The organism is Mesorhizobium escarrei (assembly GCF_935825525.1).
In the GTDB taxonomy this organism is placed as follows: domain Bacteria; phylum Pseudomonadota; class Alphaproteobacteria; order Rhizobiales; family Rhizobiaceae; genus Mesorhizobium; species Mesorhizobium escarrei.
Window position 1 is genome coordinate 1 of sequence record NZ_CAKXZT010000171.1, and the last position, 25,197, is coordinate 25,197.

Below are 25,197 nucleotides of genomic sequence, written 5' to 3' on the forward strand. Positions count from 1 at the left end.
AACCACTGTGAAAAGGTACTAGGCTGGTGAAACCCCTTGTCGTGGAGGCTACGCCAATAGCTGCCACGATTTATCTCCGGTCGCCGTCAGCGGCTTCCGGGAGATCCAAAACAGTCTGCGAAAGCCGCATCATTGATGGCGAGCTCGGGACTTCGGCGCTCGTAAGGGCCCTTGGCCGCCGCAAGATCGCTTCCAAAAATCACACATGTTGACGTTAATTTAACACCATTGTACGATCGATTCCGTTGGTTCGGAATTCCCATCGGTGTTCGGCGGTTGCTTCGCCGGGCAGCTTTCGCCGTCGTCAAGCGCAATGCACCAAATCCTATTCGCAACCCGTATCCGGCAAGCGCTGCGCTGAGAGGTAGCCATGTCCAGCCTGCTTGGGATCGACAACGGCCTGACGGTGACGAAGGCGGTGATCTTCGATGCCGACGGCTCGCAATTGTCGGTGGCGCGCCGGCGGGTGCCGCAATCGATGCCGCATGCGCGCTGGGTCGAACGCGATATGGCCGGTCTCTGGCAGGCGACCGCCGAAGCGATCCGGGAAGCCATTGCCTCGAGCGGCAGGCCGGCTAGCGACATCAACGCAGTGGCGGCGACAGCGCATGGCGACGGCCTGTACCTGCTCGACAACGAGCGACAGCCGCTAGGCCCGGGCATATTGTCGCTGGACAGCCGGTCGGGCGAAATCGTCGACAGATGGTCGCAAGGTTCGGTCTTCGCCGAAGCGCTCGCCCTGACTGGCCAGGTGCCGCACGCTTCCTCACCGTCGTCGCTGCTGGCCTGGTTATGCGAGCACGACGCGGAACGCTTCAGCCGGATAGCGCACATATTCGCCTGCAAGGACTGGCTGCGTTTCTGCCTGACCGGCACCATCGGCACCGACCTCACCGAGGCGAGCACCTCGTTCACCAATATGCGCACGCAAGGCTATGCGCCGGAGGCGATGCGCATCTTCGGCCTTGAGGCATTGTTCGAAGCTTTGCCGCCGGTGGCGCATTCGGCCGATATCATCGGCTATGTCACCGCCGATGCAGCGGCACTGAGCGGGCTTGCGAAAGGCACGCCGGTCGCTTGCGGCCTGCATGATGTCACGGCCTCGGCGCTTGGCATCGGCGGCCACGAGGAGGGCGTGGTCAGCATCGTCGCCGGCACCTATTCGATCAACGAAATTGTCTCCACCGCCCCGCGCGTCGACCCGCGCTGGTTCTGCCGCAACGCCATCGACCTGGGGCGCTGGAACAATATGGCGATCTCGCCGGCATCGACGGCGAATTACGACTGGTTCCTCGACACGCTCTGCCGCCCGGAACAGGACGAAGCAAAAAGGACCGGCGGCTCGATCCACGAGATGCTGGCGGCAGAGATCGACGTGGCGCTTGGCAAGCCCTCGACGATCTTGTTCCATCCCTATCTGTTCGGCTCGCCTTACGGCAATGCAGCGAGTGCCAGCTTTCTCGGCCTGCATGGCTGGCATGACCGCGGCGACATGCTGAAGGCGGTGCTGGAAGGCATCGTCTTCAACCATCGCACTCACGTCGAAGCGCTGCGCGACGGCTTTGCCGTTCGTCAGGTGCGGCTCACCGGCGGCGGTTCGCGCAATCCGGCTTTCGCGCAGATGTTTGCCGACGTGCTCAACGTGCCGGTCATCGTCACGTCGACCGAAGAGGCGGCGGCCTTTGGCGCAGCACTTTGTGCCGGCGCCGCCGTTGGCCTGTTTACCACGGCGCAACAGGGTGCGCGCGCCGTCAGCAAGACGAGCCACGAATACCTGCCCGACGCGGCGCGCAATGCGGTTTTCGAGGAGCGGTTTGCTCTCTATTGCCGCATTGCCGAATTGCTCAAGCCGCAGTGGCCGGAGATCGAAAGGCTGGCGGGGCAAAGCACTGAGGGGGCTGCATGATCAAGGCCGACGAACGGCGCGAGGAAATCGCCGACTATGTGATCAAGTTCGGCCAGGTGCGCATCGACGACCTGGTCGAGCATTTCGGCGTGTCGCGGATGACCATCCACCGCCATATCGACCAACTGGCGCACCAGGGCGTGCTGCGCAAGCTGCACGGCGCGGTGACGGTGCAGCCTTCCGGCCTTTATGAAAGCGCTTTCCGCTATCGGGTGACGGTCGGCAGGGCCGAGAAGGATGCGCTGGCGCATGCGGCGCTGGATTATATTGAGGCCGGCCAGGCCGTCATGCTGGACGATTCGACGACGGCGAACGCGATCGCGCCACTGCTGCCCGACATCAAGCCACTGACCGTCATCACCAACAGCGTCGCTACTGCAGCACTGCTGACCAATGTCGACGACATCGACTTCATCTGTCTGGGCGGGCAGTACCACCGCACCTACAACGCCTATATCGGCATCGTCTGCGAGAATGCCGTGGCGCAATTGCGCGCCAATCTTCTGATTTGCTCGGCTTCGGCGATCTCAGGCACTACGGCTTTCATCCAGGACCAGCATGTGGTCCGGGTCAAGCAAGCGATGGTCGCTGCCTCGACCAGGCGCATTCTTGTCGTCGACCATTCCAAGTTTGACAAGGTCGCCCTGCATGTCTTCGACGATCTGACCCGTTTCGACGCGGTGCTGACAACCGACGGGGTAAGCGATGCGCAGGCGCAAAAGCTCGAACAGGCCGGTGTGAAGCTGCGCATCGTCAAGATGGCTCAGCGATGAGCCCTTCCCACGACGCCGGCGCATCCGACCCCGCATCAAACCCCGGCTCAGCCGACCCCAACGGCCTCGCCCTTATGAACAAGACGGGCGATGTCGACGTCGTCATTCTTGGCGCCGGCATCAATGGGGCTGGCCTGTTCCGCGACCTCTGCGCGCAAGGCGTCAGCTGCCTGATCGTCGACAAGGGCGATTTTGGCTCAGGCACAAGTGCTGCGCCGTCCCGGTTGATCCATGGCGGCCTGAAATATCTCGAAACGGGCGAGTTCGGCCTGGTGGCACAGTCGACGCTGGAGCGTAACCTGCTGTTGAAGAACGCGCCGCACTATGTCAGCCCGCTGCCGACAGTCATCCCGATCTTCTCCTGGAGCAAGGGCATATGGGCGGCGCTGCGCACGCTGCTGGGCTCGACCAGCGCGCCGCGCAGCCGCGGCGCCATCCTGATCAAGATCGGCCTGACGATCTATGATTTCTATGGTTCGCGGCATCGTGTCATGCCGCGCCACCGACTGGTCGGGCGACGGCGGGCGCTGAGCGACATGCCGGCGCTGACCAGGTCGATCGTCGCCACCGGCACCTATTACGACGCCAGGATCAGCCATCCCGAAAGGCTGGTGCTCGAACTTATCACCGACGGGCTGGCAGCAAATGCCCTCGCCGCGGCCGCCAACTACACGACGCTGGTTTCGTCGTCCAATGGCGTGCTGACTTTTCAGTCAAATGACGGGGGCCAGTCAAAGGATGGGGGTCAGTCCGAGAACGGCACTGTATTTTCTGTACGGCCGAAACTGGTCGTCAATGCCGCCGGTCCGTGGATCGACGATGTCAACGCCTCGCTCGGCGCGCCGTCGAAAATAATCGGCGGCACCAAGGGCTCGCACATCCTTCTGAAGCACGACGAACTGGTACGAAGCCTGGCAGGCCGCATGCTCTACTTCGAAGCCGACGATGGCCGCATCTGCCTTGTCTACGATTATCTCGGTCTGGCGCTTGTCGGCTCGACCGACATCCAGGCCGACAACCCGGACACAGTACGCTGCGAGCCGCAGGAGATCGACTATCTGCTCGAGAGCGTGCGTGCGCTGATGCCGGGCATGAGCTTTGGACGCGACCAGATCGTCTATGCCTATAGCGGCATCAGGCCGTTGCCTGCATCCGACGCCTCGGTCCCCGGTTTGATCAGCCGGGATCATTCGGCACCGGTCGTCGAGCCGGAGGGTTCGCGTCCGTTTCCGATTATCTCGCTGGTCGGCGGCAAATGGACGACGTTCCGCGGCTTTGCCGAGGAGGTTGCCGACACGATACTCGACCGGCTGGGATGCCGCCGCAAGGTCACCACGCGGTCGATGCCGATCGGCGGCGGCAAGGGTTTTCCAACCGAGCCTGCGGCGCGAGCCGCCTGGCTGGCCGATGCCAGATCGGCTTCGGGCGTCGACGAACGCCGTCTCGACCAGCTTCTGTCGCGCTACGGAACCAAGGCGTTGCCGATCGCCCGCCACCAAGGCCGATGCGACAATGAAGATCGCCTGCCGGGGGCGAGCGACTACAGCGGATCCGAGATCGATTACATCGTTCGCAACGAATTCGTCGAGCATCTGGCCGATATCGTCATGCGGCGCACGACCCTGGCCATTGGCGGTTCCCTGACCATGAGCGATTTGAAGCAGATCGCCGCCATTGCCGGCCGTGCACGTAGCTGGGACCCGCAGCGGATGTCCGACGAACTCGATGCCGCTGTCGCGCAGCTCAGCGACAGGAATCTGATGCGATTGTGATGGGGCCCTGATTTTGGACGGACCCGGCGTCGGGATATGCCGTTTCGAAAATACCACATGAAAACAGTCTCCTAGGCATCTCCGGTCCCGTCGCGTCTCTCGTCTTACGGGAGATTGGGCAAAATATCACATCTATTGACGTGAAATTAACACTACAGTATGGTCGATTTCAGCAGTTGGCTGATGAATGAGCAACGCGATCGGTGACAAGTTCGTGCAGTCACCGAACACCGGCTGTTGGTTCGCTTCAGCAATCAACAAGGAGCCCCCTCGATGGCGTCGCTGACGCTGATCCCTCCGATGCCGTTGACAAGCGACACAAGGCGTGAAAAATTTTTCAACTTAAGATAATAATATCATCCCGGGAGGAGATGGAATGCAATCCAGCAGCGCTGTCAATCATGGGCTGATCGGCGTCACGTCACGGGTCGTCGCGCCATGAACTCGCAGCCTGCGACCCCGATCAATCGGCGCGTGACACCGGAGGTCCGTCGCATCGTCGCCGCGGCAGCGGTCCTGATCTTACTCGGGGCGATGGTTCTCGACACCAAGGTCGTCATAATTGGTTCGGCGGAAGACGCGCGCAAGGCCGCGTTTTCCCCGGAGGAATACGGCAAGTCCGAGTTTCCGAAGGTTCAATCCGCCGTGGAGCAGCGTGCGGTGAACGCCGCTACGCTTGCGTCGGCCATCGCCAAGGACAAGGCGGCAGCGGAGAAGGAATACGGCGTGCCGGCCAATGTCGGTACGGAATTCTCAGTCAAATTCATCGGCGTGGTCGGCGAGGGAAAGTCCGGCATCTACGCCGTCAAGGTCGACGATGTTCCCAGCAGCTTGGTCATTCGGGTGCAGACCGGGCCGGCGATCAACGGAACCGACCTGCGCGATGCCACGGGAACGATCACCTTCGGGCAATTCACCAACCAGATCGAGTATCAGAACGCAGGATCGGCCTTGAACAACGAGATGAAGAAGCAGGTGTTGTCAGCCATCGACAATTCCAATCTCACCGGGAAGACGATCTCGGTGGTTGGCGTGTTCAAGTTGATCAATCCCAAGGGCTGGCTCGTCACACCGGTCAAGCTGAGCGTTCAATGAATGCGGCACCTCAATTCGAGCCTGCGGCCGGCGACACCGTGCTCGCGGCGCGCAACATCGTAAAATCTTATGGCGGAACGCATGCCCTCAAGGGGGTCAATTTCGACATCCGCCGTGGCGAGGTCACCACGCTGTTCGGAGAGAATGGCGCCGGCAAGTCGACACTGATGAAGATCCTTTCCGGTGTCGAGACGCCGACGTCCGGAAGCATCGAGCTCGATGGTCGTCCTGTCGTCTTCTCCTCGACCGTCGACGCGCGGGATCGAGGCATTTCGATAATCCATCAGGAGTTGAGTCTCGCGCCCAATCTGAGTGTGCGCGACAATATTTTCATGGGCCGTGAGTTGCGGGGCGCGACGGGCCTCGACTTCACGGAAGAGGCTCGTCAGACGCGGATGCTGATGGCCGATCTCGAGGAAGACATCGATCCGACGACCCTGGTGCAGGATTTGCGCCTGGGCCAGCAGCAGATCGTCGAAATCGCCCGCGCGCTCTCCGTCGATTCACGCATCCTGATCATGGACGAGCCTACCTCCGCATTGAGCGCGACCGAGGTGGAAGTGCTGTTCAAGGTGATCCGGGACCTGACCGCCCGCGGCGTCTCGATCGTGTACATTTCTCATCACCTCGAGGAGGCGCTGCAGATCACCGACCATGCCGTGGTGCTGCGCGACGGAACGATCACGGCGACGGCCAATGCGAAGAACATCGATCTCGAATGGATCGTCCGCAACATGGTGGGCGAGAACTTCGACCTGGGATCGCCACCCACCGGTTACGCATTCGGCGATGTTGCCCTGTCGATCGACGATGTGAGCATCGCCGATGTTTCGGGTTCGGACCGCCTGGTCGTTGACCGGCTGTCGCTCGATGTGCGCGCCGGCGAGATCGTCTGCATTTACGGGCTGATGGGCGCCGGGCGCACGGAATTGCTGGAGTGCGTCGCCGGACGACTGCCGATGACGGGCGGACGGGTCTTGCTGGAGGGCAAAGACGTCTCCCGCCTCAGCATCGCCGAGCGCATATCGAGGGGGCTTGTGCTGGTGCCCGAGGACCGCCAACGCGACGGGCTGGTCCAGACGATGTCGGTAGGGGCAAATCTGTCGCTCGCCAGCATCGGCGCCTTCGTCAAGGGGATGATACTGTCCCGGTCGCGGGAGCGGTCGCTGATCGACGGAACCATTCGCGACGTGCGCGTCAAGGCCGCGGGCGCAGGCGCGCCCATAGGATCGCTGTCCGGCGGCAATCAGCAGAAAGTCGTCATCGGCAAGATGCTGACCACCGACCCCAAGGTCATGCTGCTGGACGAGCCCAGTCGCGGCATCGACGTCGGCGCCAAGGCGGAGGTGTTTCGGCTGCTCGGCGAGCGCGCCGCGCAGGGGCTCGCGGTCGTGTTCTCGACCTCGGAAGTTGCCGAGTGCCTTGGTATCGCGCACCGGATCATCGTCATGCGCCGCGGCAGGATTTCGGCTCAGTTCGGCGCCGACGTCACGAAAGAGCAGATCATGGCCGCCTCGGGCGAGGCGGTGCTTGTCTGATCATGAAGAATACAGGAGCCAGACCGTGACCAGCGCCAGTCAGAATCGTAGCCGTCCCGGCTCGACAACATCAAGCGATGGCTTCAGCGTGGCCAAGCTGTTGCTGGAGGGCCGGGCGTTCCTCGCGCTGATTGTGATCATCCTCGTCTTCTCGATGCTGTCGCCCTATTACTTCTCGCTGGGCAATTTCCTCACCATGGCTTCGCATGTCGCCATCTTCGGCATCCTCGCGGTCGGCATGCTGCTGGTCATCCTCAATGGTGGCATCGACTTGTCGGTGGGGTCGACGCTTGGGCTGTCGGGGGTCATCGCCGGGTTTCTGATGCAGGGCGTGCAGTTGCAAGCGCTCGGCATCGTGCTGTTTCCCCCGGTCTGGGTGGTCGTGGTGCTGGTGTGCGTGCTCGGCGCACTGGTCGGCCTGGTCAATGGCGTGCTTATCGCCTGGTTGAAGGTGCCGGCCTTCGTTGCCACGCTGGGCATGCTCTATGTGGTGCGCGGCGCCGCGCTGCTGATGACAAACGGCCTGACCTATAACGATCTCGGCGGCAAGCCGGAGCTGGGCAATACCGGCTTCGACTGGCTGGGCTTCAACCGCCTGTTCGGCATTCCCATCGGTGTGCTGGTCATGATCGTCATCGCGATCATTGGCAGCATCATCCTCAACCGCACTGCCTTCGGCCGGTGGCTCTATGCTTCCGGTGGCAACGAGCGCGCCGCGGAGCTGTCAGGCGTGCCGGTGAAAAAAGTGCAGGTGTCGGTGTACATGCTGTCCGGCATCTGCGCCGCGGTGGCCGGTCTCATCCTGTCCTCGGAACTGACCTCGGCAGGACCGACCGCCGGCAATTCATACGAACTGACCGCCATTGCGGCCGTCGTCATCGGCGGCGCCGCACTCACCGGGGGTCGCGGCAATATCCGTGGCACGCTGGTCGGGGCCTTCGTCATCGGCTTTCTCTCCGATGGCCTCGTGATCATCGGCGTGTCCGCCTACTGGCAAACGGTGTTCACCGGCGCGGTCATCGTGTTGGCGGTGCTGCTCAACGCCATTCAGTATCGCCGTCGCGTCAAGCTCCCGAGCTCGACCGGCGGCCCTTCGACTTCTCCGCAACAAGCCGGCAAGGCCCGAACGGCCGATCCCGCTCACGAGAAGATTGCCGGTTGACCGGTACCATCGCTAACCAAGGAGGAAATTTCATGTATGGCAAGGCAAGAATTCTAATGCTCGCGGCCTTTGCGCTGGCCGCTCCGGTCCTCGCAGGGTCGGTGACCGCAGCGTCGGCCGAAGGCCTCATCTCGATCATCGTCATCGATCCGGCCAACCCGTACTGGCTCACCGAAGGCAACGTGGCCAAGGCCGAAGCCGAAAAACTCGGCTACACCGCGACTGTCGGCGCTTCGAAAGCGGACACGAACACGGAAAGCAGATTGATCGACACTGCGATCACCAACAAATCCGTGGCGATCATCCTCGATCCTGCCGACGCCAGCGGATCAATCGGCGCCGTGAAGAAGGCGATTGCCGCAAACATTCCGGTCTTCCTCGTCAATGCCGAGATCAACCAGGAGGGTCTGGCCAAGGCACAGCTCGTTTCCAACAACGCACAGGGCGCAGCCCTTGGGGCACAGCAATGGGTGACTGATATCGGCGAGAAGGGCAACTATGTCGAACTTCTGGGCGCCCCGTCCGACAACAACGCCGCCACCCGGTCGAACGGATACGAGACCGTGATCAGCCAGTATCCGGACCTCAAGAAGGTCGGCTCGGAAGTCGCCAACTGGGACCGTACCCAGGGCCACGACAAGATGCAGAGCCTGCTGCAGGCCCATCCCGATATTATCGGCGTGACGAGCGGCAATGACGAGATGGCGCTCGGCGCGATCGCCGCGCTGAAGGAAGCCGGGAAGCTGTCGAGCATCAAGGTCGGCGGCTTCGACGGCTCCCCGGATGCAGTCGCTGCGATCAAGGCTGGTGACTTGCAGTACACTGTGCTCCAGCCAGTGGCCGTCTACTCGGCGAAGGCGGTACAGCAGGCCGACTCCTTCATAAGGACCGGCAAGACCGGAGCGCCGACCGAGAAGCAGCTGTTTGACTGCCTTCTCATCACCAAGGACAATGTCGACAAATACACGGCACCCTTCACGCTTTCGGAGTAAAAAACCGGGCGAGGAGTTTTCCTTCGGGACACTCCTCGCCTGATCCGAGGCGGCGACGTCTTTGACAACCGGACATATGTCACGCTCAAACTGAAGCACGGCCGTGACGATGATCCGCCCACGTGGCTCTATGGAGCGGCTGATGTGGCCCACCCCATGTCGTTGAAACGTCATCCGTGCCGTCCCATATCTGCATTGCGTCGGATGTTTTCCTCCCATTGCGTCCGGCGCGTTCCCCTCTGGAGGTTTTGAACCTTCATGCCTGGCCGGACTTCAACAGTCCGGCCTTTTTTCTATTGGTCCTGTGAAGCCGCGGGTCCGCGAGCCAGCTTGGAACCGCCGCAGCGGGTGCGGCAAGTGAAGCTGCCATTTTGTCGGGAAATCCACTAGGCTCGCTTGGTTTGCGAGACGGCGAGAGATGCCCGGCCTGAAACAGATGCCCGATATCAGACAAATGAGGTTGCTCGGCATCGTGGCCGCGACGATGATCGGCCTGTATGTCTGCTATCTCCTGGCGTTGCCTTTTTTGCCTGCATTGACCTGGGCGATGGTGTTGGCAATCGTCCTGCATCCGGCTCATCGACGGGTCGAGGAAAGGCTCAGGAATCAAAACCTGGCTGCACTGATATCGGTGAGCGTCGCGGCGGTGGCGGTCGGCCTGCCGCTCATCTTTGTGGCCCAGCAGCTCGTTGGCGAGGCGGTAAACGGCGCCACCTATATGGAGGAGGTCATCCGGGGCTGGAACACAGATCTCTTCCTGTCGGGCTATCCCAGGCTTTCGGCGGTTGCCCGGTGGATCGAGAACCAACTCGATCCGGCCGGCACGGTCGCCGCATTTGTACAATGGCTGACCGGACAAAGCACATCGCTGTTGCGCGGCTCGATCAACCAGGCCGTGATGTTCGTGCTGACATTCTATCTGCTGTTCTATTTTCTGCGGGACCGTGAACCCGCCCTGCGCGGGATCGAGCGTCTGTCGCCGCTGCGTGCATCGGAGACGGCATATTTGCTGTCCCGCCTTGCCGAGACGGTGCATGCGATCCTGATAGGCACCGTGCTCATCGCCGTCGTGCAGGGAACGCTGGGCGGTCTGATGTTCTGGTGGCTTGGCCTGCCCACTCCGGTGTTCTGGGGCCTGGTAATGGGGCTTCTTGCCATCGTGCCGGTGCTCGGCGCATTCCTGATCTGGGTGCCGGCAGCGATCTATCTGGCGCTGGAAGGGGCTTGGGCGAGCGCAGCGATCCTGACCGTCTGGGGCGGCGGCGTCGTCGCCGGCATCGACAATCTGCTCTATCCGATGCTTGTCGGGAGCCGGCTGCGGCTCCACACAGTGGTCGCCTTTATCGGCGCGATCGGTGGCATCGTCCTCTTCGGAGCATCCGGGCTGGTCCTCGGCCCTGCGGTGATCGCGGTCACCGTCAGCCTCGTTGACATCCTCAAGAAACGATTGAGCGACCAGCCCGAGGCGGAACTGACGCCAAAGCGCGAGACAAAGCCATCGCGTCAGTCGAGAGCCGCGCCTAGTGGTGAGTAAGCGCCGCCGGGGCCAAAGATCACTGCATGCGCCGCGGTGGGCTCATTCTTCGCCGGCCAGATAGGCGTTGCTGTAATAGGCCGCGAAATCGGGTCGTTCGCCGACCGGGTTTCCATCGCCGTCGCGCAGGGCGCCGGCCTTGAACAGGTAGTCGCCGATAGCCTCCATCTTTGCGGGATCGATCGTGCCGATCGCGCCGGTGGGGCTTTGCAGATAGTGGCCGTCGACCAGCGCCTTCAGTGATGCCTCGATCAACGGTCGGTCGGTCAACACGTCGCTGTTTGCTGCGATCAGAACATCAGCCGCTTCTTGCGCATGTTCGACGGCGAAGGCATAGCCGCGCCTGGTCGCGGCGATGAACGCGGCTGCCGTGTCCTTGTTCTTCTCGAGGTAGGCCCGGCTCGAGCCGATGAAATTGGTATGTTGGTCGGGCACGCCGAAATCCGCATAGCGGAAGGCGCGCTGGGCTTTGCCGTCGAGTTCCGCCTTGATCCCCTCCCAGGTATAGACTTCGAGCGTAAAATCGACTTTGCCATTGGCCAGGGCCTCATAGGCGGAGGTGCCCAGCGTCACTGTTTCGAATTTGCCCTCGCCGCCATCATGGCGGATGATGGTGCCGATCAGCGCATTCTCCCATGCGCTGCCGAAACCGCCATAGGTCAGGCCGTCCAGATCCCTTGGGGATTGTATATCGGCGCGGTCGGCGTTGAACACCAGCCTGCCGGTTTCCGTCTGCATGATGGCGTAGGTGGCGACGAGGTCGGCGCCGGCCGTGCGCTGGGTAAACAATCCTATGGAACCCAGTATGCCGAAATCGGCCACGCGGTTGGCGATCAGCGTGCCGGCCGCAGTGTCGCTGTAGGGCAGGATCTGCACGTCGAGCCCGGCCTCGGCGTAGAAGCCTTTCGCCTGGGCGACATAGAGCCCGACATGGTTTGTGTTCGGCGTCCAGTCGAGCGCGACGGTGACAGTCTGCTGGGCGCGGACGGACGTGACGGGTCCGAGCCCGGCGATCAATGCGGCAGCGATGAAGAGGCGTCTGGAAAGCATGGTCATGTCCTTTCGGCGGGCTGTGGGTCGAGCAGGGTATTGAGGATGTCGGCTTCGATGGCGCTGGCTTCCGGCGAGGCAAGATCCTTGCGCGGACGCGGAAGAGGTATGGCGATTTCGCGCAGCACGCTGGCGGGGCGGCGGCTCAGCACATAGACGCGGTCGGACAGGAAGACCGCCTCGCGCACGTCGTGGGTGATCAGCAGGACGGTCCAGCGGTGTCGGTCCCACATCGTCTGAAGCCAGCGCTGCATGCCGGTGCGCGTGAGGGCGTCGAGTGCGCCGAACGGTTCGTCGAGCAGCAGCATGGCGCGGTCCTGCACGACGGTCCGCAACAGCGCGGCGCGCTGGCGCATTCCGCCCGAGAGCTGCGCCGGATATTTTTGCTCGAAGCCGGCAAGGCCGAATTCGCCGAAGAGCGGCGCCACCTTGCCGCGCGCCGCCTTGCGGGACATGCCCTGCACTTCGAGACCGAGCGCGGTGTTGTCGATAACTGTGCGCCACGGCATCAGGGCATCGTGCTGCGGCATGAAGGCAAACGGTCGGCGTGTATCGGCCAGTGGCCGCCCGTCGAAGTCGACATCGCCGCCGTGGCCTTCGAGACCGCCCGTCAGCAAGCTGAAGATCGTGGACTTGCCGGCTCCGGAGGGGCCGAGGATTGAAACGAATTCGCCCGGCTCGACATGCAGAGTGATGCCGGCAAGCACGTCGATATCGCCAAAACGCTTGCTGACCTGGCGCAGCTCCAGCCGCCTGCTCATGATTTTCGTGCGCCATCGAGCCGCTCCCATGGCATGACGACGCGCTGGATCAGCACCGTAGCAGCAAACAGGGCTAGCGTGAGCAAGGCGCTGACCAGCACGGCCGCCAGCACGAGATCGGGCCGGAAATTGTTCTTGGCGTTGAGCATGTAGATGCCGAGCCCTTTGGCCGCACCGGCATATTCCGCGAAGATGGCGCCCACCACGGCATAGGTGATCGAGATGCGCAGTCCGGCGAAGAAATAGGGCAGCGAGGAGGGCAGGCGGGCCAGCCGGAAAATGCGCATGCGGGAAGCGCCCATCGAATTCAGAAGCGCCGAGATGTCCCGATCCGTCGATTCATACCCCTGCACCAGCGCGACCAGCATGGGAAAGAAAGTCACGAGGGCGACCAGCATGATCTTCGGCGTCAGCCCGAAGCCGAACCAGAGCACGACCAGCGGGGCGATCGCCACCAGCGGCAGGGTCTGGCTGATGATGAACACCGGGAACAGCGCACGGCGCAGCGGGTTGAAGAAGTCGATCAGCACCGAAAGGATGAAGGCAACGGCCAACGAGCAGGCGAAACCCGCCAATGTGGCGCTGATCGTCGGCACGGTGTTGTCGAACAGCGCCTGGCGCTGCTGGATGGCCTGGGCGAGAACGCGTGACGGCGCGGGCAGCGTGGTGGGCGAGATGCCCGAGAGACGCGCATAGAGCTCCCAGGCCAAAACCAGGGTGCCGACCGATAGCAAGGCCGGTCCGACCTTGCCGAACAGGACTGCGATTCGTAGCGTGGCGGAGAATGGTTGGGACATGCGAGACCTGTCTGGCGCGAAAGATCAGCGCGGTGCCGGGTCGTTGGCCGAAACCGCGAGGTCGATCGCGAGTTCGATCGTCACATGGCCTTCGAGCGGGCCGACCGGCAGCGTCGAAATAACGTCTGTCCCTATGCGAAACCGATCGCGGCATGGGTCGAGCGCATCGAGCGCGGAGACGCCGACGAAATCGCCAATCATCCGATAAAGAGGGAGCATCGGATAAAGAGGGGGCATCGGATAAAGAGGAATCTGTGCGTCAGAAAACATTGCCCGCCTCGCTCCGCTGGTATTATCCAGATCAGCTCTAGGGTTTACGGGCTTGCAGCCCATCTCTCAGCCCCGACGATACGGAGCACCCCTGTGGATGGCGGCAATTAAACAGAAATGCCGTGGAGCTGCAAGTCTGCGTCCGGCCCGTGAAACCTCAGGTCAGGGGAGGTGGTCGCAGTGCTATTCGATCGCAGCGGGTGCGGAGAAAGGCGTCGATCGGGTGGACAGCTTCCCGTTCGTCGTCCCATTATCGATGCTAGGCGTTTGGTGAGTTGTGGAAGCATGAAGATTGCATGCGTTATCGGCAGCGGGTTTCTCTTTCGTCGAGTACGACCGCGCTTTGTTGGAGAGCCAAATGCAAGAATTTCTTCTTTTTGCGCTCGTAGGGTTTGTAGCTCAAGCTGTGGACGGGGCTCTCGGCATGGCCTACGGCGTGGTTTGCTCGACAACACTGCTGGGGTTTGGCGTGTCTCCTGCACACGCTTCGGCTTCAGTTCACGCGGCTGAGCTGTTTACCACTGCCGCCTCGGGTTCGGCTCACCTCTATCACCGCAACATCGACTGGAAGCTTTTCTGGCGGCTGATGCCATTTGGCGTTCTCGGCGGCGTTCTCGGCGCTTTTGTGCTCACCTCGTTTGAGGGAGCGATCATGAAGCCATATGTGACCACATACCTTGCGCTCGTCGGAGCTTGGCTCCTGTTCCGTTCCTTCCGGCGGTTCCCAAGCAATCCGGTCCCTGCAAGCGCGGTACCTCCGCTTGGACTTGGTGGTGGATTTCTCGATGCGGCAGGGGGTGGCGGATGGGGACCCATCGTAACGACGGGCCTTCTCGGTTTTGGCGGGACGCCCCGCTACATTATTGGTACGGTAAATGCCAGCGAGTTCCTCATCACGCTCTCGGTGTCTCTGACCTTCTTGTTTGCGGTGCTAACGGGCCACTGGGAGGAGGCAGGAGAGCTAACCGAAAATCTACTCTCTGTCGCGGGCTTGATCCTTGGCGGCGTAGTCGCAGCGCCGATGGCCGGATGGGTAGTGAAGTCAATCGCAGAAAAGACGCTTCTCAGGCTCGTTGGTATTCTCATTATATTGCTGGCGGGCTGGCAAACCGCGCAACTCTTCGAATGGGTGTAAACTGAGGCACATTGAAAAACTTGTCGACGTTGCTTCTCTGGCGGCCGTGCCGGAGACAAAACCTCAATTCCCAAATGGAACGAAGAGACCCCTTTGATGTTTGGCTTTCTTGGACAACCGGAGGACGAGTCGATGAAAAAACTGGTTGCAACAGCAGGGTTGGCGCTGGCGGTCGCGATGCCTGCAGCGGCTCAGGACACCGCGACCGCCAAAGCCGAATTCGTCAACATGGCTGGCGAGAAGATCGGAACGGCCACGCTGACCGAGACGGCACACGGCGTGCTGATAGAGTTGGAGGTGACGGGACTGCCGGCGGGCGAATGGGTTGCGTTTCATGTTCATGAGACCGGAAAATGCGACCATCAGAGCGGCCATGCCTCGGCCGGTGGGCACTTCAATCCGACGAATGCCGAACATGGATACCTCACCGGGAAAGGCCCGCACGCGGGCGATATGCCAAATCAGCGGGTCGGCGCCGAGGGCGTTTTGCGTGCCCAGGTTTTCAACAGCATGGTCAAGCTGGATGGTGGAGACACGGCGATACGAGGCAAAGCATTGATGATCCACGGCGGACAGGACGACTACAAAAGCCAGCCGGCCGGTGATGCCGGAAACCGTCAGGCCTGCGCCGTGATCGAGTGAGAAGCCCCCAAGGGAGTAGCCGACATATGATCTGATCGGCGATTCAGCTCGGCTGCCAGGTTGGTGTCGGAGCCTCTGGCATGAGGACAAGCCAGACGGTAAGCTCGTGCGCCTGCAGAGGAATTGACGCGCAGCCATTGCGCCGAAGTTGGCCTTCATTTTGCGACTGCCGGATGATTGCATGAACGATACTTCTCCTATGGGTGTGCCCGCCACGGGTCTTGCCCAGTCAGCCATTTCCGCCCGCGGCCTGGTCAAAACGTTCGGCAAGCTGCGCGCAGTCGATGGTATCGACCTCGATGTGCCGCGCGGCATGATTTTCGCTATCCTGGGTCCGAACGGCGCCGGCAAGACAACGCTGATGCGGATGCTTGCGACGCTGTCGCGCCCCGACGCCGGCTCCGCGACCGTGATGGGGCACGATCTCGTGCAGGCCCCGCACGAGGTCCGTGCGGCAATCGCGATGACCGGGCAGTTCGCTTCGCTCGACGAGGACCTGACCGGCCGGGAGAATCTCGTCCTGCTCGCCCGACTCTGGGGTTTTCGCGGTCGCGCCGCGAAAGCTCGTGCGGACGACCTGCTCGCGGCTTTCGGCTTGTCCGAAGCGGCGACGAAACAGGTGAGGGACTATTCGGGTGGCATGCGAAGGCGGCTCGACATAGCCGCCTCGCTGATCGTCACGCCGGGCGTGCTGTTCCTTGACGAGCCGACTACAGGCCTCGATCCGAACGCCCGCAAGGATGTCTGGGGCATGATCCGCGGCCTCGCCGAGGCCGGCGTCACCATCCTGCTCACCACGCAATATCTCGAAGAGGCCGATCAACTCGCAGCGCGCATCGCCGTCATCGACCACGGCAGGAAGATTGCCGAGGGCACCAGCCGCGAATTGAAGGCGGCCACCGGTTCCGGGTTTCTCCATGTCGCGCTCGCCGATGTTGCGCGGCTGGACCAGGCGGCGACCATTCTGGAACGCCGGCTGGAGCACCCTGTCCAACGCAGTGCCGAGGGCGCCGAACTCTCCGTCCTTGCCGGCACGCCGAAGGCCGCCAACGAGGCGCTGGCCGACCTGGTCGCCGCCGGCATCGAACTGTCGGATTTCTCCATGGGCCAACCCAGCCTTGAGGAGGTCTTCTTCGCGCTGACGGGCCAGCCGAGCCTGGGTGAAAGCCGGAAGGACGACACGCCATGATCGACGCGACATCCCTGCAGCGGCTGCAAAGGGTCGCCCGACCGAGGACTCCATCAGCCCTTTCCAATGCGCTGGTCTTCGGATGGCGCGCGGTGCTGAAATTCAAGCATGTGCCGGAGCAACTCTTCGACCTGGTGATGACTCCGATCATGTTCACGCTGCTCTTCACCTTCGTCTTCGGCGGCGCGCTCGCCGGTTCGCCTGGCGAATACCTGCAGTTCTTCCTACCCGGCATCCTGGTTCAGACCGTGGTGTTCAACGCGGTCTATTCGGGCATGGGATTGTCGACCGACCTCGGCAAGGGCTTGTTTGACCGCTTCCGATCGCTGCCGATCTGGTCGCTGTCTCCGTTCGCCGGTCTGATGGTGGGCGACATCCTGCGCCATTTGATTGCCGCTTCGATCATCCTCGCCATCGGGCTGATCCTCGGTTACCGGCCGGAGGCGGGCATCCTCGGCGTGCTTGCCGCCTTCGCCATGCTGATCGCCATCGGGTTCGGCATGGGCTGGGTATTCATCGTGCTCGGCCTGCTGATCCGCACGCCAACCACAGTGATGACGCTCGGCTTTACCTTCCTGTTCCCGCTCGTCTTCGCCTCCAACATCATGGTCGACCCCGGGACCATGCCGGACTGGCTGCGGGCCTTCGTCGAAGTCAACCCGGTGTCGCTGATGACGACGGCGCTGCGCGGGTTGATGGGTGGCGGGGCGACACTCAGTCAGGTCGTCCTCGCCCTGATCGCGCCGGTGGCGCTGACCGCGATCCTGGCGCCGACGACACTATGGCTGTATCTCAGAAGGTGAGACGAGTAGCGGGAGAGGTATTGCCTACGCGACATGCGCCGTGCGCTGCCTCGGCTTGATCGCGGTGGCGAGCAGCAGGCCGGCGACGATAAAGGCGGCGCCGGCGAGGTCGTAGTCGTGCAAGCTTTCCCCTAGGAAAAGATAAGCGAGCACGGCGACGAAGACAGTCTGCAGATAGAGCAGCATGCTGGCGCGCCCGGCGCCAAGCGTCCCGACACTGCGGTTGTAGAGGTAATACATCAGAGCGCCGCCCGGGCCAGCGACATAGGCGAGTGCCAGAAGACCATTCGCATGCAGCGCCGAACGCTCGCCGGAAAACAGCTCCCAGAGATAGAGGGGCAGTGCGGCCAGCGCGCCGGCTCCCAGCAGCAGGACCACCGTCGGCAGCAGTTCGATAGCGAATTTGGCGCGACGCAGCAGCACGGTGTAGAGGCCCCAGCAAAACGCGCTGCCGACGATCCACAACTCGCCGGGATTGAACTGGAGCCGCATCAGCGCGGTAAGGTCGCCGCGCGCCACGATCACCACCATCCCGACCAGAGCGAGCAGCGCGCCAAGCGCCTTCCAGATGCCGAGGGGCTCGCCGAGCACGAAGCGGGCAAGCACCATGGTCATGATCGGCGACAGCGCCATGATGATGCCGGCGGTCGTCGCGTCGGTGTAATTGAGGCCCGTGTAGATCATGCCCTGACAGAGGGTCAGCCCGATGGCGCCGATGGCCAGCACCTCGATCGCCCGGGACTGGATCAGTGCGAGCATCGCCCCGTGATGATGATGGACGATAGGCAGCAGGGTCGCGCAGGCGAGCGCCAGCCGCCAGAAGCAGAGCGCCCAAGGCGGCATCTCGGGGGCAACCCACTTTGCTGCGATGTAGACGCCGGCGGACAGGAGCCAGCAGAGCGTCGCGGTGGAATAGGCGAGTGGAAGCGATGCGTCGGCTGTCGTCTTGACTACGCTAGGATGGGCTATCGGCAGCGATTGCATGCCCGTCTCCTCCCACCGCCGATCCTAGCAGGATTGCTGCGTCTTGCCGAGCAGCAACGTCAGCTATGTCACCAATTCCTGTGCGGCGGCTTTTTTGTTTTCCGTGTGGAACACAGGCCAGCGACGAAAGTTCGGGCTTCCGCAGCATCATTCCCGTAGACAAAGGCTGCCAGATCGGATCCTCCCGCCGATCAGAGCCCGCGACCTCTCCCGGAGGCGCGGGCTTTTCAATTCACAGGCTGCGGCCGTTGATGCTCCGGCTGCGTAGATGAAGCACCTGGCCAGGTTCACGAAACTGGCTCCTGGAGAACCACCTGGTTTGCCAGAGGGCGTTTGGCGGCTCTATGAAAGGTTATTGGAAGGCCTAGACGGGTCGACGTGATCGCTATCGAGTGCTTCGCGCACTCTGCGGACATTCGAAACCTTGACTAACTTGAGATGCAATGCGCGCTCCATGGTCGGCACTGCCAGGCGGCAAATCAGGCCGGGAGCCGCCACATTCGCACGCGACCTGTACCCCGCAATTCCGTTTCCGCGAGTGGGTCGCAAGCAAAATTTGGTCCAAGCAATTTGCGAGTTGCATCCGAAATACGGATTTCATCGGGCTCCGCTGACGTTTGAATACGTGCGGCGAGATTAACGGTCTCGCCCCACAGGTCGTAGGCAAACCGCCTTTTGCCTATAACGCCCGCGACGATTGGTCCTGAGTGAATTCCAATTCTGAGTCTTATCGGTTCCCCTGCGAAGCGTTCGCGCTTAACCGCCTTCCGCAGTTCAAGTGCATAGTGCGCAAGGGCTTCTGCATGATCGGGTCGCGCGACGGGCAGGCCAGCGACCACCATCACACAATCGCCGATTGTCTTGATCTTTTCGCAGCCGTATCGTTCCGAGAGCAGATCCGCCGCCTTGAAGAAGTAATTTAAAATAGCGAGCGTTGTCTCGGCTCCGACGCTCCGCGCTCTTTCCGTAAAGCCTACGATGTCGGCAAAAAGCACACTCACGTCAGCATGGCTGTCTGCAATCTGTTCGTCCGCTTTTAGCCGCTCCGCGATCGACGCTGGAAGAATGTTGAGGAGTAGGCTTTCGGCGCGCTGGTATTCACGCGACAATCCCTCTTGGCTCTGCCTCAACGCCTCGTTCGTCAATTGTAATTTTTCGTTGAGTTGGCGCTCCCTCTCTTGCAGGAGTGTCATTTCATAAGCCTTCTGTTGAAGCCGCTGCCTATTGTCGCGTTCGGCAGTGGCGTCAAGAAAGAGCAGCCATACGCAGGCATTGTCAGCAAAAAGATGAAGGTCCGCTACACGCCCGCTGGGCAGTTCGACCATGGCCATATGATATGGAAGCTCCGGGCAAGGCAGCAAACCTTCCATGAATTCAAGCTGCTCGGCTACGGGCTTGCCAACGCAAAGTGATGATAGGCCGTAATGTTCAACATTACCGCCCTTTGCAGCGATGCAAAGCTGGGCGTCAATTTTCAGATATGCGACAGAGTGCTCGTTGTAGAAGAAATCGTAAATCCAGCTTCTGACTTCTCTTGGCAATCCATGCATGGTCTATTTAGCAACCATCGAAGCAAGCTGACGAAACGCATCATCAACATGTTCACCCGAAAGCGCACTTGTTAGATAGATTTGCCATCCAAGTTGCCTCAATTCGTTTATTTCATTGTCCGAAATCGCCCACCGATCGGCCAGATCGGATTTGTTGAACAGCAATACAAACGGCATAGCGCCGAACTCGGCCTCGGCCCGCTCGCGCAGCGTGAGCGCCACGGCTAGGGTAGCGGCGCGGGTTCCGTCGACGACAAGCACGAGCCCGCTCGCGCCCCGCACATAGCTGACGCGGAATGAGCCGATATCGTCTTCGCCGGCCAAATCCCACAAAATCAGATCCACGGTTTTGTCCGGCAGTACAACACTCTTCTTGTCGATTTTCACTCCCACCGTGGTCAAGTAGGTTTCTGAAAAGATGCTTTGCACAAACCTGCGAACCAGACTCGTCTTTCCGACAGCGAACCCGCCCAACATGCAGATCTTCTTTTGCAATATCCCGGGCTCCGCCCTAGTGGAAGTTTACCGTAACCGAAACTCTGCGATTGGCGGAGCTCCCGGTTCGGCTATTTTCAGTTTCCGCTGGCTCAAAGGTGCCCGCGCCGCGAACCAAGAGCAATTCCGGATCGACGCCGCGCTTCTTGAGAAGCGCACGAACTGTCTCCGCGCGGGCGGCGCTGATCGACACGTTGGCCGTCTCACGGCCCGTGGCGTCCGAATGGCCGGTCAGCATGAACTGTGCTGTTACGCCTGCCTTGCGGGCGTCCTTGGCCAATTCCTTCAACTGATTTGCCAATTTGTCGAGAACCGGCAGTTGCTCTGGTCCCGGTACAGCCTTGCCAGAATCGAAGAAAATGTCGACCGCTTGAATAGCCTCCCTCAAATGAGTGAGTTTCTGAGGGGTCAACTCACGCAGCTCGGAAATTTCTAGAGAGAGTCCGTCCGCGGCCAGTTGTTGGGCGGCGACCCGCGCCCGATCTATCCAGGCGGCAGGAGCCTCACCCACGACAACGATGCGATCCTTGATGATCGAAAATCGTACTGAATCCGGCGGAGTCAGCGACGCCATCAGCCGCTTGACCACGAACTTCGGATCAAGGCTCTGATAGAATTGCCAGTGTGAATGAACGCGAGAAGGATCAACCCCTGTTCCGGACAGCAGAGCCTGCGGGTCGGCGGCCTGCGGGTCTCTCAGGCCGGAAATATAGAAGTGTCCGCCCCTCGCCGTTTGTTGGGCGACGATGATTCCCGGTTGGGCCTCAAGTCGCGACACATAAGTCTGCCAGTGCTCCGCCGCGCGTGCTTCGGGGCTCACATCACGAACCTTGGAGAAGTCGAATACCGGTCCGCCTGCCGAAAGCTGTCGGGCCGCTGCGCGTGCCCGATCTATCCAGGTGTCCGGAGCCTCACCCTCGGCAACGATGCGATCCTCGACGATCGAAAGCCGAACCGATTTCGGCGGAGCCAGCGACGCCGTTAGCCGCTTCAGCACGAACTTCGGATCAAGGCTCTGATAGAATTGCCACTGCGAATGAACGCGGGCAGGATCAAGCTGCGTTCCGGACAGCAAAGCCTGCGGGTCGGCGGCAAGCGGGTCTCTCAGGCCGGCAATATAGAATTGGCCATCGCGCACCTTTTGTTCGGCAACGATGATGCCCGGTTGGGTACTCAGTCGCGATACATAGGCCTGCCAGCGCTCCGCCTCGCGTTCTTCGGGGCTCACATCACGAACCCGGGAGATGTCGAATTCCGGTCCGCCTGCCGAAAGTTGTTGGGCGGCGGCCCGCGCCCGGCTGATCCAGGTGTCGGGAGCCTCGCCCTCGGCAACGATGCGATCCTCGACGATCGAAAGCCGAACCGATTTCGGCGGGGTCAGCGACGCCGTTAGCCGCTTCAGCACGAACTCCGGCTCAAGGCTCTGATAGAATTGCCACTGCGAATGAACGCGAGCAGGATCAACCCCTGTTCCGGACAACAGCGACTGCGGGTCGGCGGCAAGCGGGTCTCTCAGGCCGGAAATATAGAAGTGTCCGCCGCTTGCCGTTTGTTGGGCGACGATGATTCCCGGTTGGGCCTCAAGTCGCGACACATAAGTCTGCCAGTGCTCCGCCGCGCGTGCTTCGGGGCTCACATCCTGGACCTTGGAGACGTCGAATACCGGTCCGCCTGCCGAAAGCTGTCGGGCCGCTGCGCGTGCCCGATCTATCCAGGTGTCGGGAGCCTCACCCTCGGCAACGATGCGATCCTCGACGATCGCAAGCCGAACCGATTTCGGTGGAGCCAGCGACGCGGTCAACCGCTTCAGCACGAACTCCGGCTCAAGGCTCTGATAGAATTGCCAGTGTGAGTGAACGCGGGCGGGATCGACCTGCGTTCCGGACAACAGCGACTGCGGGTCGGCGGCAAGCGGGTCTCTCAGGCCGGAAATAAAGAATTGGCCATCGCTCGCCGTTTGTTGGGCGACGATGATTCCCGGTTGGGCCTCAATTCGCGACACATAGGCCTGCCAGCGTTGCCCGGATTGCCAGGAAAGAAAGAACCAACCGCCTGCCGGAATCAAAACCAGCAGGACTGCAGCCACCACCAGCCACGGAAATCCCTGGTTTGAGTCCTCCTGCTTCAGTTCAACGCAGGTCTGCAACTGCGTCTCTATGCCGGCCAGCTGCGAACTGTCGCCGTCAAACTGCTCTAAAGCCTGTGAGTATTCGTCGTGGATGCGAAACAACACATCGCGAACTATTTCATGTAATTCCTCTGGCGGATTTCCTCGGATCACCGCAACCAAGGTCGCAAACGGTCCAACTTCTGACCAGAGACGAAGCTCCCCGAAACGGATAGTGTCCAGGCCGCTCTGTTCTTTCTCGTTAAATGAGTCTTTCACAAAATCTTGAATTGCACTAAGCATCGAAGAAATGAGTTGAGGATCTTCGCTCGTGGCATTTTCGGCAGTTACATGCGCAATCAAAAGCCCGGAATTGCGGTTAATGAGAAACACATGCTCTACACGATAGACAAGAGAATGCTTAAGAACAACTTCTGAGAAGCTTGCACCCGTTCTCCAAGCTTCAAATCTCCACTTGAGCCCATGCCAGGTAAATATATGTCTTAAAGTTTCATTCAGCGACTGAAAGGTCTGATCGATCTTTTCCCCGATCGACTTGCGAATTGCCGGCAGAAACACCGGGTACAATATATCCGTAAGCGTACGCGGGCTCTTCTGGATGGACCGTTGCACGGCCCTCTCGACAGCTGGCGCAAGGGCCTCGCCGAGTTGCGCATAAGGCGCACGTGCGGCTGCACTGGGGAGAACACCCCCAACTGCAGACGCAAGCTGCTCAGGTTCGTCGAGCAGGTGCGTAACTCGTGAAAGCTCGGAAATTTCGCGGCCGACCAGCAACTGGCGCAGCGTTGCCATGCGAGGATCGGCGGTTGGAACTCCGTCGAAACGCGCACGATAGTCCGGATCAACGTTCCGGGCAATTTCGACCAAAAGACTAGCCAGAGCCTCGCGATCAATCTCTGTATCGTTCGAAGCTGCTTTTTGAGCAAGGCTGATTGGGTCGACGGTCGACGTCAAGTTCCGATCAACTCACTTTCCAACTACGCTCCGAGTTGCTCTTGCTGCCGGCGGGATCCTGATTTAGACATTTTGCAACCTCGACAAACAGGCCAGCCAAAAGATTTCGGTCGGTCTTGACGTTGCTGAGATCGGAAAACATTTTCTCCATCAGCATCTGCATGCTTTCATTCTTTTGCTTGATTTCCTCACGCAGCAATTGATCGCTTCGATTTATCCGGTCCGCAACTTCGCGCTCAAGCTCGCTCAATTGATCCGACAACGCGCGCACCTGCTTTTCAAGCGCCTGATTTTGCTCGCGAAGATTCCGGTCAATCTCCTTGTCGGCCTCGGCTCGTGCATCCTTTTCGTTACGCAATTGCGCCGCGAGCGATTCGACCTGCTTCTTTGCATTTGACTCGTACATTTCAAGATTGCGCTTGGCCTCGGATTCGACATCCTTGAAGCGCTGCAAGAACCGTTCTTCAAGCTTGGAAAAACGGCGGTCATAGTCCTGCATCTGGTTGCCGAACAGCAGATCACGTATCTTGTCGACACCTACAGCGTCGCCGGAGACCCCGCCCTCGCGAGCCTGGACCCCCATGAAGGCCAGCCCGTTTCCGTCTGCATTACTTTTCAGATTCTCGTCCGCTTTATTTGCTGAAGAAGCGGTATTCGAAGATTCCTTAGCCATCCTTATGCCCCTTCATTTGAACACCTACCACAGTGCAAACTCAAAAAACGCCCAAGCATGTCAGCAAAATACCCGGCTCGCAAGCCGGAATCTTCTTGACTTAAGCCAATTCGTGCGTCCCTTTTACATCTCTTGAACTAGCAGCAAATGCACGAGTTCCGATTGGTGTCGCTCTCGCATCTCTTTGTGATAGCAGCCATAACCGGCTAATCTAGTCGACCATTGGACGCAATCTACTATCGAAATGAGTAATACAATGTCAGGCTATAGCTACTGGAGCGCAATTAAGTAGCGCAGATTCATTAGAAGTATCTAAATTAGGTGGTCTGGCGGTTCACATACTGTCTCACATCCGGCTGTATACTGCGACGATCAGCTTCCGATGCGGGCCCAACGGTAGAAGGAGGCCTTCTTTCGCACGGAGAATGGCTGTTCGAGAATGCACCTCGGAATCGAGGCGTTTCGGTCGATAGGAGGGGAGCAATTGTCCCAATCACTGCAGTCATTCACACCAAAGGTTCATTGGGCTTGCATTCATTGCGCCCCCGATTGCAAAAGACGTCAGGTTGCCATAGCTATTGCACTCATACGGTGGCGGGGACCGTAGCTTGTGGTCATGGCGCCGACTCCGGGAATCGACATGAGTATGCGGCATGCCTGGCTTTGACGTCCATCTGCGACAGCTGGCGCCCAAGCTCGGCGGCACGGATGCGAATGCTGCGCCAGGCTTCCAACATCGGTAGCACGACAGGAGCAAGCTCGCTCTGCAGCCAAATGGCGGCGTCGCGGCGGCTCGGAAGAGTTCGCAGGAGACTGTTTGGACGCAGTGTCCCTAAGGACCGTTCCCTTTGGCAGGAAATCGCCGGCTATGTTTCGGGACTCTTGTTCTACCTTCGAACCAGGCGGGTAAGACGGCGTGGCGCATAATCCCTTGGTTTCAATCGTGGTTCCTGCGCACAACGCGGAGGTAACGCTGGCGCGCGCACTCGATTGC

The 25,197-nt window shown here is 60.7% G+C and carries 21 protein-coding genes, 1 pseudogene and 1 riboswitch; of the genes and pseudogenes, 12 read left to right on the forward strand and 10 right to left on the reverse strand.

All coding sequences use genetic code 11. From position 1 onward, the window contains the following. Positions 1–370 precede the first annotated feature (370 nt). The 8 genes from NMG80_RS33055 to NMG80_RS33090 all read left to right on the forward strand — a co-directional run bounded on the left by NMG80_RS33055 (position 371) and on the right by NMG80_RS33090 (position 10,772). Positions 371–1,906, forward strand: a complete 1,536-nt coding sequence (locus NMG80_RS33055; RefSeq protein WP_254022027.1) for an FGGY-family carbohydrate kinase — start codon at positions 371–373, stop codon at positions 1,904–1,906. Beyond that, a complete protein-coding gene (locus NMG80_RS33060; RefSeq protein WP_254022028.1) occupies positions 1,903–2,679 on the forward strand; it encodes a DeoR/GlpR family DNA-binding transcription regulator in 777 nt (258 codons plus the stop codon). The genes NMG80_RS33055 and NMG80_RS33060 overlap by 4 nt, the downstream gene beginning before the upstream one ends. A gap of 74 nt (positions 2,680–2,753) precedes the next feature. Continuing rightward, complete coding sequence (locus NMG80_RS33065; protein WP_254022046.1) at positions 2,754–4,451, forward strand: glycerol-3-phosphate dehydrogenase/oxidase; 1,698 nt, start codon at positions 2,754–2,756, stop codon at positions 4,449–4,451. A 438-nt stretch (positions 4,452–4,889) separates the two neighbouring features. Further along, positions 4,890–5,546: a DUF2291 family protein gene (locus NMG80_RS33070; RefSeq protein WP_254022029.1), complete on the forward strand. Its 657-nt coding sequence runs from the start codon at positions 4,890–4,892 to the stop codon at positions 5,544–5,546. Continuing rightward, positions 5,543–7,084, forward strand: a complete 1,542-nt coding sequence (locus tag NMG80_RS33075) for a sugar ABC transporter ATP-binding protein (RefSeq protein ID WP_254022030.1) — start codon at positions 5,543–5,545, stop codon at positions 7,082–7,084. Before NMG80_RS33070 ends, NMG80_RS33075 begins: the two co-directional genes overlap by 4 nt. Positions 7,085–7,172: 88 nt before the next feature. Continuing rightward, a complete protein-coding gene (locus NMG80_RS33080; RefSeq protein WP_436798743.1) occupies positions 7,173–8,246 on the forward strand; it encodes an ABC transporter permease in 1,074 nt (357 codons plus the stop codon). Between the two features lie 32 nt (positions 8,247–8,278). After that, on the forward strand, positions 8,279–9,238 hold the full coding sequence (locus tag NMG80_RS33085) for a D-ribose ABC transporter substrate-binding protein (protein WP_254022032.1): 960 nt from the start codon (positions 8,279–8,281) through the stop codon (positions 9,236–9,238). Between the two features lie 418 nt (positions 9,239–9,656). Continuing rightward, positions 9,657–10,772, forward strand: coding sequence for an AI-2E family transporter (locus tag NMG80_RS33090; RefSeq protein ID WP_436798742.1), 1,116 nt, complete (start codon positions 9,657–9,659; stop codon positions 10,770–10,772). A gap of 42 nt (positions 10,773–10,814) precedes the next feature. On the opposite strand, the gene NMG80_RS33095 is transcribed toward NMG80_RS33090, so the two are convergent. The 4 genes from NMG80_RS33095 to NMG80_RS33110 form a co-directional block, all read right to left on the reverse strand. Beyond that, a complete protein-coding gene (locus tag NMG80_RS33095; protein ID WP_254022034.1) occupies positions 10,815–11,828 on the reverse strand; it encodes an ABC transporter substrate-binding protein in 1,014 nt (337 codons plus the stop codon). Further along, complete coding sequence (locus NMG80_RS33100) at positions 11,825–12,586, reverse strand: ABC transporter ATP-binding protein (protein ID WP_436798744.1); 762 nt, start codon at positions 12,584–12,586, stop codon at positions 11,825–11,827. Before NMG80_RS33100 ends, NMG80_RS33095 begins: the two co-directional genes overlap by 4 nt. Further along, positions 12,580–13,380: an ABC transporter permease gene (locus tag NMG80_RS33105; protein WP_254022036.1), complete on the reverse strand. Its 801-nt coding sequence runs from the start codon at positions 13,378–13,380 to the stop codon at positions 12,580–12,582. The genes NMG80_RS33100 and NMG80_RS33105 overlap by 7 nt, the downstream gene beginning before the upstream one ends. 24 nt (positions 13,381–13,404) lie before the next feature. After that, positions 13,405–13,650, reverse strand: coding sequence for a hypothetical protein (locus tag NMG80_RS33110; RefSeq protein ID WP_254022047.1), 246 nt, complete (start codon positions 13,648–13,650; stop codon positions 13,405–13,407). Then, positions 13,641–13,753, reverse strand: a riboswitch (TPP riboswitch). (Overlaps the previous gene by 10 nt.) A gap of 255 nt (positions 13,754–14,008) precedes the next feature. Here NMG80_RS33110 and NMG80_RS33115 point away from each other — a divergent pair. The 4 genes from NMG80_RS33115 to NMG80_RS33130 all read left to right on the forward strand — a co-directional run bounded on the left by NMG80_RS33115 (position 14,009) and on the right by NMG80_RS33130 (position 17,419). Beyond that, positions 14,009–14,785 carry a sulfite exporter TauE/SafE family protein gene (locus NMG80_RS33115; RefSeq protein WP_254022037.1) on the forward strand — a complete coding sequence of 259 codons (777 nt, stop codon included), beginning with the start codon at positions 14,009–14,011 and terminating at the stop codon, positions 14,783–14,785. Positions 14,786–14,917: 132 nt separating this feature from the next. Then, a complete protein-coding gene (locus NMG80_RS33120) occupies positions 14,918–15,427 on the forward strand; it encodes a superoxide dismutase family protein (RefSeq protein WP_254022038.1) in 510 nt (169 codons plus the stop codon). 181 nt (positions 15,428–15,608) lie between these two features. After that, positions 15,609–16,616, forward strand: a complete 1,008-nt coding sequence (locus tag NMG80_RS33125) for an ATP-binding cassette domain-containing protein (protein ID WP_254022039.1) — start codon at positions 15,609–15,611, stop codon at positions 16,614–16,616. Continuing rightward, a complete protein-coding gene (locus NMG80_RS33130; RefSeq protein WP_254022040.1) occupies positions 16,613–17,419 on the forward strand; it encodes an ABC transporter permease in 807 nt (268 codons plus the stop codon). Before NMG80_RS33125 ends, NMG80_RS33130 begins: the two co-directional genes overlap by 4 nt. A 24-nt stretch (positions 17,420–17,443) precedes the next feature. Here the strand turns inward: NMG80_RS33130 and NMG80_RS33135 are convergent, their stop codons facing one another. From NMG80_RS33135 to NMG80_RS33160, 6 genes and pseudogenes are all read right to left on the reverse strand, one after another. Continuing rightward, entirely contained in the window at positions 17,444–18,403 is a 960-nt protein-coding gene (locus tag NMG80_RS33135) for a DMT family transporter (protein WP_254022041.1), read from the reverse strand. A gap of 479 nt (positions 18,404–18,882) precedes the next feature. Continuing rightward, entirely contained in the window at positions 18,883–19,953 is a 1,071-nt protein-coding gene (locus NMG80_RS33140; RefSeq protein WP_254022042.1) for an adenylate/guanylate cyclase domain-containing protein, read from the reverse strand. A 3-nt stretch (positions 19,954–19,956) separates the two neighbouring features. Continuing rightward, positions 19,957–20,448 carry a Rab family GTPase gene (locus tag NMG80_RS33145; protein ID WP_254022043.1) on the reverse strand — a complete coding sequence of 164 codons (492 nt, stop codon included), beginning with the start codon at positions 20,446–20,448 and terminating at the stop codon, positions 19,957–19,959. A gap of 16 nt (positions 20,449–20,464) precedes the next feature. Continuing rightward, positions 20,465–23,530, reverse strand: a complete 3,066-nt coding sequence (locus NMG80_RS33150; protein WP_254022044.1) for an OmpA family protein — start codon at positions 23,528–23,530, stop codon at positions 20,465–20,467. A 7-nt stretch (positions 23,531–23,537) separates the two neighbouring features. Beyond that, entirely contained in the window at positions 23,538–24,203 is a 666-nt protein-coding gene (locus tag NMG80_RS33155; RefSeq protein ID WP_254022045.1) for a coiled-coil domain-containing protein, read from the reverse strand. 606 nt (positions 24,204–24,809) lie between these two features. After that, positions 24,810–24,961, reverse strand: a pseudogene (locus tag NMG80_RS33160) (IS110 family transposase); the annotation flags it as partial. Positions 24,962–25,197: the final 236 nt, after the last annotated feature.

What these genes read in the sequence shown, in the direction of transcription:
- NMG80_RS33055 (WP_254022027.1), top strand. Translation starts at nt 371, where the DNA reads ATGTCCAGCCTGCTTGGGATCGACAACGGCCTGACGGTGACGAAGGCG.
- NMG80_RS33060 (WP_254022028.1), top strand. Translation starts at nt 1,903, where the DNA reads ATGATCAAGGCCGACGAACGGCGCGAGGAAATCGCCGACTATGTGATC.
- NMG80_RS33065 (WP_254022046.1), top strand. Translation starts at nt 2,754, where the DNA reads ATGAACAAGACGGGCGATGTCGACGTCGTCATTCTTGGCGCCGGCATC.
- NMG80_RS33070 (WP_254022029.1), top strand. Translation starts at nt 4,890, where the DNA reads ATGAACTCGCAGCCTGCGACCCCGATCAATCGGCGCGTGACACCGGAG.
- NMG80_RS33075 (WP_254022030.1), top strand. Translation starts at nt 5,543, where the DNA reads ATGAATGCGGCACCTCAATTCGAGCCTGCGGCCGGCGACACCGTGCTC.
- NMG80_RS33085 (WP_254022032.1), top strand. Translation starts at nt 8,279, where the DNA reads ATGTATGGCAAGGCAAGAATTCTAATGCTCGCGGCCTTTGCGCTGGCC.
- NMG80_RS33090 (WP_436798742.1), top strand. Translation starts at nt 9,657, where the DNA reads ATGCCCGGCCTGAAACAGATGCCCGATATCAGACAAATGAGGTTGCTC.
- NMG80_RS33095 (WP_254022034.1), bottom strand. Translation starts at nt 11,828, where the DNA reads ATGACCATGCTTTCCAGACGCCTCTTCATCGCTGCCGCATTGATCGCC.
- NMG80_RS33105 (WP_254022036.1), bottom strand. Translation starts at nt 13,380, where the DNA reads ATGTCCCAACCATTCTCCGCCACGCTACGAATCGCAGTCCTGTTCGGC.
- NMG80_RS33110 (WP_254022047.1), bottom strand. Translation starts at nt 13,650, where the DNA reads ATGTTTTCTGACGCACAGATTCCTCTTTATCCGATGCCCCCTCTTTAT.
- NMG80_RS33115 (WP_254022037.1), top strand. Translation starts at nt 14,009, where the DNA reads ATGCAAGAATTTCTTCTTTTTGCGCTCGTAGGGTTTGTAGCTCAAGCT.
- NMG80_RS33120 (WP_254022038.1), top strand. Translation starts at nt 14,918, where the DNA reads ATGAAAAAACTGGTTGCAACAGCAGGGTTGGCGCTGGCGGTCGCGATG.
- NMG80_RS33125 (WP_254022039.1), top strand. Translation starts at nt 15,609, where the DNA reads ATGAACGATACTTCTCCTATGGGTGTGCCCGCCACGGGTCTTGCCCAG.
- NMG80_RS33130 (WP_254022040.1), top strand. Translation starts at nt 16,613, where the DNA reads ATGATCGACGCGACATCCCTGCAGCGGCTGCAAAGGGTCGCCCGACCG.
- NMG80_RS33135 (WP_254022041.1), bottom strand. Translation starts at nt 18,403, where the DNA reads ATGCAATCGCTGCCGATAGCCCATCCTAGCGTAGTCAAGACGACAGCC.
- NMG80_RS33140 (WP_254022042.1), bottom strand. Translation starts at nt 19,953, where the DNA reads ATGCATGGATTGCCAAGAGAAGTCAGAAGCTGGATTTACGATTTCTTC.
- NMG80_RS33155 (WP_254022045.1), bottom strand. Translation starts at nt 24,203, where the DNA reads ATGGCTAAGGAATCTTCGAATACCGCTTCTTCAGCAAATAAAGCGGAC.